This is a genomic window from Massilia sp. BGA-UO-ETr-WB1, from assembly GCF_059567845.1.
Genome location: NZ_JCAQOT010000025.1, coordinates 350,916 through 365,094, shown reverse-complemented (window position 1 = coordinate 365,094; position 14,179 = coordinate 350,916). Strand labels below are relative to the sequence as shown.

Below are 14,179 nucleotides of genomic sequence, written 5' to 3'. Positions count from 1 at the left end.
CGCCCGCCGCCTCCCGCCGCAGGCCTTAGCTGTGCCTGAGCTGGGCCGCGAACAGCGCTATCTCTTCCTGCATCCACGCGCGGAAGGCCAGTACCTGCGGCTTGGCCGCCGCGCTGGGCGGGCTGACGAAATAGTAGTCGCTCAGGCTGGGCACGCCGATATCGAACAGCCGCACCAGTTTTCCATCCGCGATCTTCTGCACCGCCACCACGTGGCGCACCAGGGCAACGCCCTCGCCGTCCATGGCCGCGCGCATCAGCATCGACAGGTCCTCGAACATCACGCCCCCTGTCGGCTCGGGCAGATCCAGCCCTGCGGCCCGGAACCACGGCTGCCAGGGCTCGTTCGAACGCAGCAGGGTGGCGTGGGCCAGATCGGCAGGCATGGCTGGCAGCGCGCCGCCACGGTAATTGGGGCTGGCGGCGGGAAAATACGCATCGCCCATCATCCGGTCCACCACCATCCCCCGATACTGGCCGCGTCCGAAGCGCACGCCGACGTCGATCTGTTCCTTTTCCAGGTCCTGCAGCTGGCCGCTGGCGAGCAGCACCACTTCCACCTCCGGGTGGCGCTCAATGAACCGCCCCAGCCTGGGCGCCAGCCAATGCGCGGCGAAGGAAGGAATGGACGATACCGTCAACCGCAGGCTTCCGCGGTCGAGGCGCACCGCCTCCGCGCCGGCGGCGATATCGCCGAAAGCCCTGGCCAGCACCTGCGCGAATTTCAAGCCGTCCGCCGTCACTGTCACCTTGCGGCCGTGACGCAAGAACAGCGGCGTGCCCAGCTCCTGCTCCAGCGCCCGCACCTGGTGGCTGATGGCGCCATGGGTCAGGTGCAGTTCGTCGGCCGCGCGCGAAAAATTCTCGTGCCGGGCCGCCGCCTCGAATGCACGCAGTTGCTGAAAGGAGGGCAGCCGCATCTACTTGTGAAAATTATTAGCAAGGAAAGCCAAAATATATCGCTACGTGTCCTATTGAGCAAGCCTTACCATCGGAAAATTCTTCACATAGCCGGAGCGCATCATGAGTAATCTGTACACCGATAGCCAGTCCTTCCGCGAAATGCGTCTGCAACTGAGCTTGCAAACGCTGCAGCCGTACCTGTGGGGCGTACGGTCGGTGCAGTGGGACGCGGCGGCGCTGCAGTCCAACTGCCTGCGCCTGAACGCGCTGTCGGCGATTTTCCGCGACGGAGGCCTGTGCGACGCGCCGGCCAACGATCCGCTGCCCCCGGAGGTGGACCTCGGCATGCTGCCGCCCGGCCTGCGCGAAGTGACCTATTACGCCGCGCTGCCCCTGGCTGCGCTGAACAGCGGCACGCATGCGCCGGGCGATGCCGGCGGCCTGCGCAAGGGGGTGCGCTTGCTGTCGCAGCTGGAAGCGCATGTCGGCTACGAATGCTTTCCCCTGCTGCGGCTGCGCCGGGATGCCTCGGGCGCCTTCGTCCCCGACCCTTCATTCGTGCCGCCCAGCCTTTCGGTGGCGCACGCGCCGCGCCTGAAAGCCCAACTGGAGCGCCTGGTGATTGCGTTGCAGGCGAAGGCCGACGCGTTGCGTGCCCATGTCCAGGAACGGCAATGCGGCGCGGCCGCCGTCGCGGCGGCCGACATCGCAGCCTTCTGCCTGCTGCAGTGCGTGAGCGCGGCCGGGGCCACGCTCACGCACTACCTGCGCCATCCGGCGCCGCACCCCGAGCGCCTGTTCGAAGCCATGCTGGCGCTGGCCGGCGCGCTGACGCCCTACTGCAGGGCCGGCACACCGGCCAGCCTGCCGTCCTACCAGCATGAGCAGCCCGGCCCATGCCTGGAGCAGCTGGGCGGAATCGTCCGCATGCAGCTGGACGCGGCCATTTCGCCGAGCAGCGTTTCCATCGCGCTGGCCGAGGAGCGGCCCGGCTACTATACGGCCGCGCTGGAGGCGGGCCGAATCGGGCGCGGCGCCACGCTCTACCTGGCCGTCGGCGCGGCCATGCCGGAAGCTGAGCTGGCGGAACTGGCGCCGTTGCGCTTCAAGGCCGGCGCGCCAGACGACGTGCAGCGCTGCGTGCAGTTCGCCATGCAGGGCCTGAAACTGTCATACGTCCCGCAGCTTCCGGTCGCCGTGGCCGCGCAACCCGGCGCCTGCTACTTCGCGCTGGAGAGCACAGGCGCACTGTATGAGCAAATGATCAGGGCGGAAGCGATTTCCATCTACGTCCCGGCCGGCATCGACGGGCTGCGCCTCGGACTGATCGTGGTGACGCCATGACGGCCCAGATCGAACGGCGCGCCGCGCCTACCCTGTTCGGCAACCGCGCGGGGGCAGTACCGGCGGCCGGTCCGCGCATCGAATCGCTGCTGGACCTGATGCACGAGGGCTTCTACGTGCTGTTCATGCTGAAGAACGGCTCCGCCCCGCCGGGCGAGCACGAGTTCGCGGAGAAGGTGTCCGCCTTCCTGGCCGGCTTTGAAAACGAGGCGCGGCGTCTGCGCGCGCAGGGCGAGGACATCGAGGCGGCGAAGTACGCCTACTGCGCCGCGCTGGACGAGATCATCCTGGCGTCCGGTTTCCCGATCCGCGAGCCGTGGGAGCGGCGCCCGCTGCAGCTGACGGTGTTCGGTGACCAGCTGGCCGGCGAGCACTTCTTCGACCGCCTGGAGGAACTGCGCGGCAAAGGCGGCGCGCGGCTGCAGGCGCTGCAGGTGTTCCATCTCTGCCTGCTGCTCGGCTTCAAGGGGAAGTATGCGTTAGACAGCAGCGACAAGCTGGCCTGCCTGACCACCCGCCTGGGCGACGAGATCGCCCACATCAGGGGCAAGAGCCGGGGCTTCGCGCCGCGCGCGGAACGGCCCGACCAGGTGGCGCACAAGCTGCGCAGCGACGTGCCGCTTTGGACGCTGTCGGCGGTGTTCGCGCTGGCGGCGCTGTGCGTCTACATCGGCATGAAGTCGTCGCTGGACAACGCCACCCGGCAGGGCATGGCGGCCTATGCGGACTTGGTCAAGCTGGCGCCGCGCCCGGCCAGCCTGACCATCACACTGCCCTAGCGTGCGCGCCGGCCGCCCCGCATTGCGCTACTGCGCAATGCGGAACTCGATGCGGCGGTTGCGCGCGCGGCCTTCGCTGGCCGCGTTGTCGGCCACGGGCCTGTCCGGGCCCTGGCCGGATACGGCGATCATGTCCGGGCTGATGCCCTTCTGCGCAAGATAGGTCCGCACCGCTTCGGCGCGCGCCAGGCTGAGCGCCACATTGCTGTCGCGCAGGCCGACGTTGTCCGTGTGGCCGATCACTTCCACCTTCTTGCCCTTCACCTTGTGCAGCGCGCCGGCCATCTCGTCGAGGATCTCCTTGCCGGACATCCGTATCGCGGCCTGCCCGCTCTCGAATTCGATGATGCGACTGGCCAGCGTGGCGTCCAGCAGTTCCTGCTCGGCCGCGCTTACGCGCAAGCCGTTGTTGACAGTGTAGGTCGGATTCAGGCTGGTGGCGGCGTCGCTGGCGATCTGCTGCCGCTGCGCCTCGTTGGCCACCTCGCCGCGCAGCGTGACGTTGTTGCCGTCCACTTTCAGTTCGCCCTTGCTGATCAGCTTCAGGTTGGGGCCGATCAGCTTTTGCACATAGCCGCTCCAGTTGGGCGGCAGCGCCACGTTGCCGATGCCGATCTGGTCCACCACGCGCTCGGCGCCATACAGCTCGCGCAGGCGCTGCAGCATGGCCGCCTTGCTGGCTTCGTCCGGCACGGTGCCGGTGACCACCACCTGGCCAGGCTTGGGCGTGGCCGGCAAGGCAGGCTGGGCGCGGGCCGGCCCGCTGGCGGCAACGGCGGCGACGATGGCGACGATGGTGACGGTAGCGGCGGCGGCGCGGCACAGCGCTGCGGCGGAAAGGTAGCGCATGGCATGCTCCTCAAATAAAGGTTTCGTGAAACAGCGCGCAGGCCGATCGCAGCGTGAGGCGCTCCTGCTCTAGGCAGGCCGACAGGCGCAGCACCTTGTGGTCGCCGCCGATCATGTCGTCCACCCAGCCGGTGCTGTCGAAGGCGATCTGCTGCGCCTCCGCGTACTGCGGATCGATTACCCCGCGCAGCGTGGCCGGCGAGGCGCCGGCAAAGCCCAGCACCAGCATCGGCCGGCCGGACAGCTCGCACACCAGCAGTGCCAGTTCCACGTCCGCCTGGCGCAGGAAGGGTTCGGCCAGCGACAGCCACAGCGCGGCGGCCGCCGGCCGGTGCAGGGGGTCGCCCGGCAGCGGCAGCACCAGGCTGCGATCCAGGCGCGTGCTGCCGCTCCAGCCGAAAGGCTGCAGCAGCAGGCCCACCGCCAGTATCATCTGCCGCGCGGAGATGCGGCGGCCGTCCTGCGCCAGCATGGCCTCCAGGCCGGCCAGCGTGGTGCTGCCGAGGAAATCGTCCAGCACGGAGGCGTGCGCCGCGTCGTGCGGATCGACTTCCAGCACGGTGGCGGACAAGGCATGCAGCTGCGGCGCCGGGTGCATGGCCAGCGCCGCAGCCGCCGTGCTGCCGGCCAGCGCGGCCCAGAGCGGCGCCAGCACGATGGGGCTGTGCCGCAGGAAGCTGCCGGGGTCGTCGATCTCCAGCGTGCTCATTGCCAGGAAGGGAAAGCGCCGCTGCGACTGGTCGCAGCTGGCCACCAGGTGGCCGGCAATGGCGTGCCTGCTGCGCGTGCCGACGAAGGCGAAATGCAGCGGGCGCATGGCGTCGTAGTGCAGTTTCCAGCGCGGCTCCGCCGTCAGCCCGGTCATGGTGTCGGCCAGCCAGCTGTCCAGCAGCCCGGCCAGCGCATGGTTGTCGCCGGCCTTGATAAAGTCGCTACGCGCGGGGATTTTCCCGAAGTAGCCCACGCGCGCCAGCTGGGGCAGCCGCCCCATGGCCGCGCGGCTCATTGCGCCGCTCCCGGCGGCAGCGCGGCCAGCGCGGCGGGGCCGGCCGGCACGCTGGGCCCGGCCGGCTGAGCCGGCGGATCGGCCGCCGGCGGCAGGCCGCCGACGATGGACTCGGGCAGCTTCATGCCGCGGAAGCCCTGGTCCTGCGGCGCGCTGCCGCCGCCGGCTTCGGGGCTGCTGGTGATCTTCAGGTCCAGCGCCACGCTGATGCCGCCCTGGGTCCAGCGCAGCTCGTGCACGCCCTCTTCCTTGCGCTTGCGCGCGGCGGCGTCGATCATGCGCTTCAGGCCGAACTGCCCCGGCTCGTTGAACAGCTCCACGCTGCGGCCGTCGAAGGCCACCGCCGTGATGCGCGCGCCCGGCACGCCCTGCGGGCCGGGATGGACCATGCTGGTCCACTGCGCCGGCGTGTTCCGGTAGCGCAGCTGCTGGCCGTCTATCTCCACCGTGTATTCCAGCGTGCCCGGCGCGGGCAGCGGCTGGATCTGGAACACGGTCTGCGCGGCGGCCGACGCGGTGGCGATGCCGCCCGCGCCCAGCGGCGCTATCCAGCCGGGGAAGCGCGCCACCGCCTGCGGCGACAGCGCAATGCCCATGTCGGCCCAGGTGCGCGGCGCCAGCACATCGCCGCGCCGCACCACCAGCGGCCCCATGGAGGTGGTGACGAACTTGGCAACCAGCCCCTCGGGGCCGAAGAACTGGCCGATCTCCATGCTGCTGGCCTCTATCCTGGCGCCCGGCGAGAACGGATATTTGGCGGCCAGCGTGCGCTGGAACGGCTCGTACACCTGCGCCAGCCAGGTCTTGTTGATTTCCGCCTCTGCCGGGCCGATGATGACGGCGAAGGTCTGCATCAGCGGGCGCACCAGCAGCGGCCGAATGGCACGCTTCTGCGCGTCGCCCATCCCGGTCAGCATCTGCTCGTCGACGAAGCGCAGCGCGTCGGCCAGCTCGGAGCCGGTGCCTTCCAGGGGCTGCTGCATGAACTGGCGCGCGCCGGGGCCGGGATCGCCCTGGTTCTTCAGTATGTTCAGGCGGGTGCGCAGGCGCGACAGGGTGTCCATGTAGCCGCGCAGCAGCGTGGCGTCCTTGTCCCTGGCCGCGACCAGCTTGGCCACCGCCGCGAACTCGCGCCCCACCACCCCCATCGGCCGCTCGAAGCGGGCCGGGTCCAGCTGCACATTGACCGGGGCCGGCGAGCGGCGCAGCAAGGTGTGCTTGATCCAGTCCGTAAAGCTGCGCTGCGCCTTCTTCGCTTCGGCGTTCGCCAGTGTGGGGTTGTCCCACGAGGTCTGCTCATGGGTGGTGTTGAGCAGCTTGATGATGGGCGAGGACTGCGGGTCGCCCAGCCGGTTCATGGCCGCCACCGCGCCGTTGAAGCCGTCCAGGTCCGCCACGGCCACGCCCTGCACGAACTTCTGCCACTCCCTGGCGTAATCGGCCTTGTACATCTCCACCAGGTTCTTCTGGATCTGCTCGGGGCTGCCCTCCAGGGTCAGGTCGTCCTTGCTGGCCGTCTTCAGGACCCAGTCGGTGCTTTGCAGCTCGCGGCTGGCGGCGTCGCGGAAGGCCCCCTGCACGTAATTCTCCCAGGCCTCGCGGGTGAAGGCGCCGGGAATGGCGTGGCTGCCCGCCATCAGCGCCTGGTCCTGCTCGCCGACGATGCGCACCACCGTCATGGCCGGGAAACGCGCGCCGGCGCGCGCCTTGATGTCGGCATACACCCGGTCGCGCGCGGGCATGCCGCGCACCACGCGGCGCAGGTTTTCGCGCGCCTGGTCCACCATCGCCAGCTTCTGTTCGATGCGCGGCCAGGACGGGTCGCCCGACTGCGCCAGGTAATAGGTCAGCAGCCGCTCGGCGCTGCGTATCATCTGCTCGCGCGGCATGGCGCCGCGATTCGCCTCCAGCCAGCCGCGCCAGTAGCGCGTGAGCTGGTCGTTCAAATGGCCGGCTTCGGCGCGCGGCGTATCGGCCAGCATCAGGTAGGTCTTGAGCGCGTTGTAGGCGTCCTCCACGTTGAGCGGATTGGCGTCGACGTACTGGCGCGCGGCCGGTGCCGCCGTCGCCGCACCTGCGGCTGCGGGCCCCGGCGCCGCCAGCTGGTCCGCATTGGCGTTCATCTCGAACAGCAGCGCCTCCAGGCTGGCCGCCACCGGCTTGACCATCACTTCCTTCACGCCGGCGTAATACTCCTCGCGCAGTTTGCGCTCCAGCAAGCCGCCCTGGTACAAACCCATGCTGAGCGACCACGGGCGGTCGCGCCCGAACTTTTCCAGCTGCTCGATGCGGTCCTGCAAGATTTCCAGCGCCTCCAGGCGCGACTGCAGGTCCAGCCGTTTGTCCTGCAGCCTCACCACCTTGTCCAGGTCCGCCTGCACATTGGCCGCCAGCTGGCGGTTGCCCATATAGGACCAGGTCCAGCCTCCCAGCGCACCGCCCAGCAGCAGGACGGCGCCAAAGAACGCCGCATACCTGAAGCGCGCACTGGCGCGGCTTGCGTATTGCGACACCAGTGCCTTGTCCGCGAACACCACGTCGCGGAACAGCTTGAGCAGGAAGTAGCCGCCGGCCGAGCCATACGGCATGGGCGCCGCTTGCTGCTGCTCCGGCTTGAGCGCCAGCTCGAAGCGCTCCGCGATGCGCTGCGACTGGGCGCTGACAGGCTGCCCTTCCTGCAAGGCGCTGGTGAAGTAGAAACCCCGGAACACCGGCTTGAACTGGAAAGGATTTTCCTCGAACAGCGTGGCCAGGAAAGCCCGCAACGGCGCGCGCATCGAGGCGAACTCCATGGGGAAGGTGAACACGCCCGGCGCCATGCGCGTGCGGCGCGGCTGCGCCATGTTGGCCATGCTCATTTCCACCAGGCCCGCGTGCAACTCATCGAAACCCTGGTCGAAGAACGCCAGCAGCTCTTCGCTGCCCGCCTTGCGCTTGTAGGGCATGGTGGCGCCCCACACGCGTTCGCGCTCGCTGCGTTCGCACTGGCAGAAGAAGTCGCTGAAGCCCGCGATCAGATCCGCCTTGGTAAACAGCACGTACACGGGCGCGAACACTTCCAGCCGCTCGATCAAGTCCTGCACCCGCTTGCGCAGGCTGCGCGCCAGCTTGAGCGCGCCGTCCGGATCGCTGCGCAGCTCCGCAATGCTGACCGCGACGATGATGCCGTTGACCGGCGCGCGCTTGCGGTGCTTCTTCAGCAGATCCAGGAAGCCGCGCCATTCGGCCAGGTGCTCGTCTTCCACCGCGTAGCGGCCCGCGGTATCGAGCACGATGCCGTCGGCGGTAAAGAACCAGTCGCAATTGCGGGTGCCGCCCACGCCATGCACAACGCGCGCATCGGCAAACGGGAACTGCAGGCCGGAGTGGGTGATGGCGCTGCTTTTTCCTGCGGACGGGTTCCCGATGATCATGTACCACGGCAGCTCGTACAGCGCGCGCGATCCCGGCATGCGGCCCAGCTTCGAGCCCTTGATGGTGGCGATCGCCTTCAGCATGCCGCTGCGGATCGCGTCCACTTCATGCCGGCCGGCGCCGTCGGCCGGCGGCGGTGCCTCGGTTGGCGCCATGGCCGCCTCCAGCCCGGCGGCCGCGCGCGCCGCATGGCGGCGGCGCAGCCAGCGCACCAGCAGCCATGCCAGCAAGGCCATAGCCAGCGCAGCCACTGCCCAGATCAGCGCCAGTTCCAGCAGCTCGGCGCCGAGATAGAACAGCGCGGCCACGGCGATGAAGCCGGCGATGGTGAGATTGCGGGAGTCGGTGAGGAACAGCCAGGTTCGTCGCATCATGATAGCTCCGTGGCGCCAGTCGGCAGACCCGAGCTATGGTGCCACCGGCATCACGAAGCATTCTTGAGGCAGAACAACTCTCAGCGTTTGCGTTGCGTCGCGCCCGGCAAACGCAGCTCGGCGTGGCCGAAGTCCATCATGGTCCAGCGCCCGCCCCAGGTCAGGCCTGCCGCTTCGGCGGCCTCGCCGTACAAGCGGTAGCCGCGCATGGCCCAGGGATCCTTTTCGGAGATCACCAGTTTGCCGTCGCGCAGGAAGGCGCAGTCGGCGGCCAGGCCGAACTGATGGTAGCTCTGGAAAGCCCTGGCGTTGGTCACGCTGGCGCTTGCGCTGGCCAGCAGGTCCTGGCGTTCCGGGCTGCGGTAGCCTTCGAGCAGCGCCATGTCGTAACCGTGGCGCTCCTTCATGATGCGGAACACCGCCAGCAGCCGCTGCTCGAAATCGGGATGGAGCTGTTGCCAGCTGCGGTTGGCGCCCGCCAGCAAGGGCCGCGCGCGCACTACTTCGGCGGTGGTGAAAGCCAGCGGCGGCAGGGACGGCGGCGGCACCAGCTGTTCGCCCTTCAGCAAAGCCGCCACCTGGCCGTTCGCTTCATATCCCCCGCCATCGAACGCAGGCAGCGCCAGGCGGCGGGACGCCACCAGCGCCAGCGTGGGCGGCAGCAGCAGCACCAGCGCGCCGCACGCCAGCAGCCACGCGTAGCGCTCGCGCAGCAAGGCGCGGCAGCAAGGCAGCGCCAGCGCGACCAGGGCGTCGCGCCCGGCCGGGAACAGCAGCAGCCAGCCGCTGAGGCACACCAGCAAAAACAACAGCAGCAAGGAAATGACAAGCATAGTGCGCTCCGTCAAAGCGTGGCCGGACGGCTGGCCGCACACTGATGGCGGCAGTACCGGAATCGCTCCATCGTATGCCGTCCATCGGCAAGCGGATCCGAAGCAGATCAAACCTTGGGAGGATAGATTGGATAAATCCATACCGCCGCAGAGGCCGGGCCTGTTTGCCGCCGCACAGCCGGGCGATGGCAGCCGGCGCATCCTGGCCAGCCTGGAAAACAGCGGCAAGGCGAATACGCCGAGTGCGCGCCTGGCGCGGCTGCGGCCCGGCCAGCTCGTGGCGTTACTGACCTTGCTGGCGGTGGTTGCGGCGGCTGTCGCGGGCTTCAGTTATCTGGGTCTGGCGCCGGCCCGGCACAACGAGGCGCTGGCGCCGATTGCGTCTGCGTCGCCGCTGCTCGCAGCACCGGAAGAAGCGGAGCGGCGCGCAGCCGCCATCGTCAACGAGCCGCTGCCGGCGATCGCCCCGGCTCGAAACAAGCAGGCCACGGCTGCGGCCACAGGCGCGACGGCCGCGACGGCCGCCAAGGCCGCTGCGGCCGGGCCGCGCGGCCCGCAGCCGAAAGCGCTGGTGGCTGCCGCGCCCGGGTCGGCGCATCCGGCTGTGCATGGCGAACGCGGGACGCAAGCGCGTCGCTACCAGGCGCACCAGGCGACGCCCACAGGCGCGGCACGGTCCGCCGCCGCCGCGCCGCAGGCGGATAACGATGTGGCGCTGCTGGCTGCACTGGTGGCGCACAGCGGCGGCCAACCGTCCGCCGTCCTGCACACGCGCGACGTGGTGGAACGCAGGGACGGCGACAGCACCGACTCGCTGCTGCGCCGCTGCCAGCGCCTGGGCGGCGCCGAGGCGGGTCTGTGCCGCGCGCGCATCTGCAATGGCCAATGGCTGCACGAAGCGGCCTGCCGCACGCCGATGGGCGACTGACTGGTTGTGCCGCCAGCCCGGATCAGGCGCGTTCGGAGATCTCGATCAGGTTCTGGTCCGGGTCGCGCAGGTAGACCGAGCGGATCGGCCAATTGGCGCCGGTGCGCGCCACCGGTCCCTCCTCGATCGGCACGCCCAGCTGCGCCAGCCGCTCGATCACTTCGTCCAGCGGAATGGACGCGATAAAGCACAGGTCCAGCGAACCGGGCGTGGGCTGCGCCGCCTTCGGCAGGAATTCCTTGCCGTATTCATGCAGGTTGATCTTCTGCGCGCCGTACTTGAACGCCACGCGGCCGGCGCCGAATGTCTCCAGCTGCATGCCCAGCACCCGCGTGTAGAAATCGATGCAGCGCTCGCGCTCGCGCGTGGTCAGCACCAGGTGATCCAGGTGGTCTATCATCTCGCCTCCAGCTCCTTCAAGAAATTCGATACGGCCTCCAGCACCGCCTCCGGCTGCTCCTGGTGCGGCGTGTGGCCGCAGTCCGGCAGCATGGCCTTGCGCGCGCGCGGCGCCTGCGCTTCGATGGCGTCCAGTTGCGCTGCGGTTCCGTACTGGTCGCCGCAGCCCTGCAAGGCCAGCACCGGGCACGCAATCGATGGCAGCAGGTATTCGATATTCCAGCGGCTGAACGCCGGCCGCAGCCAGGTGTCGGCCCAGGCGCCGAAAATCCGGTCCGTCTTGTCGCCGTGATAGCGCGACAGGCCGCGCAGCTTGCCGGCGCCGTACGCCGCGCGCGCCTCGCGGATGCCCGCCAGCGTCACCTCTTCCACGAACACATGCGCCGCTTCCGTCGCCACGCCCAGCAGGCCTGGCGGCTGGTCCGCAGCATGGATCAAGGCGATGCTGCCGCCGTCCGAATGGCCCACCACCGCGTAGGGCCGCCCGTCCAGCAGCGCCAGGACCTGCGGCAGCTCTTCCAGCGCATACCGGTGCAGATAGTGCACGCTGCGGCCGGTGCGCAAGGGGTCGGACTGGCCGTAGCCGCGCCGGTCGTACACCAGCCCCTGGCAGCCGGTCTGCGCGCACAGGCGCGCGGGGAAATCCTTCCACATCGCGGTGCAGCCCAGCCCTTCGTGCAGGAAGACCAGCACCGGCTTGCCGGCCCCGCCGCCATCCGCCGCGATCCATTCGTAATACAGCTGGCCGCCTTCGGCCAGTTCCAGCATTGCCATCGTGTTCTCCTCCGCTATGCCAGCCTACAGATTACACTGCCACGGCTCCGCGCGGCGCCGCGACAGGAGCATCAGCGGCCATGCCAGCGACAGCGCATACAGCAGCAGGCAGGCGCCGGCCAGCATCATGGCGCACTGCACGCCGGACAGCTCCGCCGCCGCGCCCCACAGCAGGCTGCCGCCGGTTTGCCCGAGCGCCATCGCCATCAGGTAGACCGACAGCGTGCGCGCCCGCACCTCGCTGGGAAACGACGACTGGGCAGTGCTGTTCAGCGTCGTCACCATGGCGGACCACGCCACGCCGCCCATGACCGACAATGCCATCAGCGCCGCCCAGGCCTGCACGTACGGCATCGCCAGCAGCATGGCGCCGAAGATCGCCACGGCGCCGGCCAGCAGAGGGCGCCGCGCGAACCGGGCCCGCAGTTCCGGCAGCACGAAGGCGGCCAGCACGGCGCCGATGCCGACGCAGGCCATCAGGCTGCCGAACGCGCCCGCTTCCCGCAACAGCACGTCGCGCACGAACAGCGGCAGCAAGGCGGTGTAGGCAATGGCTGCGCCAAAGATGCAGACCGTGTGCCGCAGCAGGCGGCGGTAGGCGGGCGAGCCGAATGCAGCCTGCAGGCCTGCGCGGAAGCCCTGCCAGCTGATGCCGCCATCCTTCGCGCCCTGCTCCCGGCCGCTGCCGCGTATCCAGTCCAGGTACACCAGCAGCAGGCCGCCGAAGGACAAGGCGTTGAACAGGAACAGCGGCGCGGCGCCCACCCACAGGAACAGCACGCCGCCCAGCGCCGGGCCGGCGGTTGCGGCGACATTGAAGCTCAGGTTGTTCAGCGACGCGGCAGCCTCCACTTCCTCCGGCTGCACCAATCCGGACATGGCGGCCTGCCAGGCCGGCCACATGAAGGCGGAGCCGGTGCCCATCATGAAGATCAGCGCCAGCACGGCGGGCGGCGACGCCAGGCCGCTGGCCGCCAGCGACGCCATGCCGGCAGCGGCCAGCGCCATGAAGAGGTTGACGGCGAACAGCAGCTTCGGACGCGGCACCGCGTCCGCCACCACGCCCGCCAGCAGCCCGAACATCAGCATGGGCGCATAGCTTGCCGCCGGCACCAGCGCGGAGGTGTGCGCCGACGGCGAAATGGTGGCCACCAGCCAGGCTGCGGCGAAGGTCTGCGTCCATGTGCCAAGGTTGGACAGCAGGTTGGCCAGCCAGAGCTGGCGGTAGCGCCGGTGCCGCAGCGGCTGCAGCATCGGGACCTTGCGGCGCGCCGTAGGCGTGGGCGGGTTTGCGAGTGGTGTGGGCTTGTGCATACAATGAGTCTATGCGGCGCCTGAAAACAGCGTCAATCTTGACTCCGGCAATCAACATAAATATTCAGCAAACAAGGCATGAAGAAGGAAATCTCATCCAAGGAAGCGGCGGCCATACTCGGCGTGTCGGCCGCCACGCTGTACGCCTATGTCAGCCGGGGCCTGCTCGCCTCCATCGCCGACGGCAAAACGCGCAGCAAGCGCTATGCGCACGAGGAAGTGCTGCGCCTGGCCGCGCGCAAGGCGGACGGCAAGCGCGCCGGACACGCGGTGGCCGCGGCCATGAGCTGGGGCGTGCCGGTGCTGGAGTCGCACATCTCGCTGATCGCGGACGGCAAACTGTTTTACCGTGGGTATGACAGCAGCGCGCTGGCGGCGCACGCCACGCTGGAGCAGGCCGCAGCCATCTTATGGGGCGAGGCTGGCACGCCTGCGGCAGCGAAGCCGCCTGCAGCGACGCAGCCACTGCCCGCGCTGCCGCCCGCCGCCGCCGCGCTGGCGCGGACCATGGCGCCGCTGGAGCGCGCCATGGCGTTCCTGCCGCTGCTCGCGGCGGCGCACACCGGTGGCCAGGAAGGCGCACCGCCCGCGCAGCTGATGCGCATGCTGGCGGGCCTGCTGCTCGATGCGGAGATCACCGCCGCGCCGCTGCACCTGCAGGTGGCGCGCGCGTGGAACGTGCAAGGAGCCGGCGCAGAGCTGCTGCGCGCAGCACTGGTGCTGATGGCGGACCATGAACTGAACACCTCCGCCTTCACGGTGCGCTGCGTTGCCTCCACGGGCGCAGCGCTGCCTGCGGTGCTGTGCGCGGGGCTGGCCGCGCTGTCGGGCCCCGAGCACGGTGGCCACTACCTGATGGCAAAGGATGTCATCGTGGCGCAATTGAATGAAACGGGCGCCGCTGCTTTAGCGCCCATGCGGCCCGGTTTCGGCCATCCGCTGTATCCGGACGGCGACCCGCGCGCCAAGCTGCTGCTGGACATGATGAAGCCTTTGCCGCAAGCGGCAGGCGTATTGGCGCTGGCGGCCGAAGCGGCCGCGATCAAAGGCGCCGAACCGAATTCGGACTTCGCGCTGGCGGCGCTGGAACTGGTGCTGGAGCTGCCGCCGCACAGCGGCATCGTGCTGTTCGCGCTGGCACGTTCCGCAGGCTGGCTGGCGCACGCGGCCGAACAGGCGGCGGACGGCGGCATGATACGGCCGCGCGCCCGCTACGTCGGCGAGTTCGGCGAGTTCGGTCCCTCCGGGCCTTGAGCCAGCGCG

At 69.3% G+C, this 14,179-nt stretch carries 12 protein-coding genes; 4 read left to right on the top strand and 8 right to left on the bottom strand.

The window, feature by feature from the left end; all coding sequences use genetic code 11:
* Positions 1-25 precede the first annotated feature (25 nt).
* Positions 26-919, bottom strand: a complete 894-nt coding sequence (gene gcvA, locus AC56DV_RS19745; protein WP_496315939.1) for a transcriptional regulator GcvA — start codon at positions 917-919, stop codon at positions 26-28.
* Positions 920-1,022: 103 nt separating this feature from the next.
* Between gcvA and tssK the strand changes: the two genes are divergently transcribed.
* Together tssK and icmH are read left to right on the top strand one after the other, a co-directional pair.
* Complete coding sequence (gene tssK, locus AC56DV_RS19740; RefSeq protein WP_496315938.1) at positions 1,023-2,246, top strand: type VI secretion system baseplate subunit TssK; 1,224 nt, start codon at positions 1,023-1,025, stop codon at positions 2,244-2,246.
* On the top strand, positions 2,243-3,025 hold the full coding sequence (gene icmH, locus AC56DV_RS19735) for a type IVB secretion system protein IcmH/DotU (protein WP_496315937.1): 783 nt from the start codon (positions 2,243-2,245) through the stop codon (positions 3,023-3,025). The genes tssK and icmH overlap by 4 nt, the downstream gene beginning before the upstream one ends.
* A gap of 27 nt (positions 3,026-3,052) precedes the next feature.
* Here the strand turns inward: icmH and AC56DV_RS19730 are convergent, their stop codons facing one another.
* The 4 genes from AC56DV_RS19730 to AC56DV_RS19715 all read right to left on the bottom strand — a co-directional run bounded on the left by AC56DV_RS19730 (position 3,053) and on the right by AC56DV_RS19715 (position 9,501).
* Positions 3,053-3,874 (bottom strand): OmpA family protein, encoded by an 822-nt coding sequence (locus tag AC56DV_RS19730; protein WP_496315936.1) that lies wholly within the window; start codon positions 3,872-3,874, stop codon positions 3,053-3,055.
* Positions 3,875-3,884: 10 nt separating this feature from the next.
* A complete protein-coding gene (tagF, locus tag AC56DV_RS19725; RefSeq protein ID WP_496315935.1) occupies positions 3,885-4,880 on the bottom strand; it encodes a type VI secretion system-associated protein TagF in 996 nt (331 codons plus the stop codon).
* On the bottom strand, positions 4,877-8,665 hold the full coding sequence (gene tssM, locus AC56DV_RS19720) for a type VI secretion system membrane subunit TssM (protein ID WP_496316430.1): 3,789 nt from the start codon (positions 8,663-8,665) through the stop codon (positions 4,877-4,879). Before tssM ends, tagF begins: the two co-directional genes overlap by 4 nt.
* A gap of 83 nt (positions 8,666-8,748) precedes the next feature.
* Positions 8,749-9,501: a M15 family metallopeptidase gene (locus AC56DV_RS19715; protein WP_496315934.1), complete on the bottom strand. Its 753-nt coding sequence runs from the start codon at positions 9,499-9,501 to the stop codon at positions 8,749-8,751.
* A 127-nt stretch (positions 9,502-9,628) separates the two neighbouring features.
* Here AC56DV_RS19715 and AC56DV_RS19710 point away from each other — a divergent pair, with 127 nt between their 5' ends.
* Complete coding sequence (locus AC56DV_RS19710) at positions 9,629-10,429, top strand: hypothetical protein (RefSeq protein WP_496315933.1); 801 nt, start codon at positions 9,629-9,631, stop codon at positions 10,427-10,429.
* A 22-nt stretch (positions 10,430-10,451) separates the two neighbouring features.
* Here AC56DV_RS19710 and AC56DV_RS19705 read toward each other — a convergent pair whose 3' ends face one another.
* Genes AC56DV_RS19705 through AC56DV_RS19695 form a run of 3 tightly spaced genes read right to left on the bottom strand, consistent with a single transcriptional unit; the run spans position 10,452 to position 12,916 of the window.
* Entirely contained in the window at positions 10,452-10,829 is a 378-nt protein-coding gene (locus AC56DV_RS19705; protein WP_496315932.1) for a VOC family protein, read from the bottom strand.
* Complete coding sequence (locus AC56DV_RS19700) at positions 10,826-11,596, bottom strand: alpha/beta fold hydrolase (RefSeq protein WP_496316429.1); 771 nt, start codon at positions 11,594-11,596, stop codon at positions 10,826-10,828. The genes AC56DV_RS19705 and AC56DV_RS19700 overlap by 4 nt, the downstream gene beginning before the upstream one ends.
* 30 nt (positions 11,597-11,626) lie before the next feature.
* Positions 11,627-12,916, bottom strand: a complete 1,290-nt coding sequence (locus AC56DV_RS19695) for an MFS transporter (RefSeq protein WP_496315931.1) — start codon at positions 12,914-12,916, stop codon at positions 11,627-11,629.
* A 78-nt stretch (positions 12,917-12,994) separates the two neighbouring features.
* Between AC56DV_RS19695 and AC56DV_RS19690 the strand changes: the two genes are divergently transcribed.
* Positions 12,995-14,170 (top strand): citrate synthase family protein, encoded by a 1,176-nt coding sequence (locus AC56DV_RS19690; protein ID WP_496315930.1) that lies wholly within the window; start codon positions 12,995-12,997, stop codon positions 14,168-14,170.
* Positions 14,171-14,179: the final 9 nt, after the last annotated feature.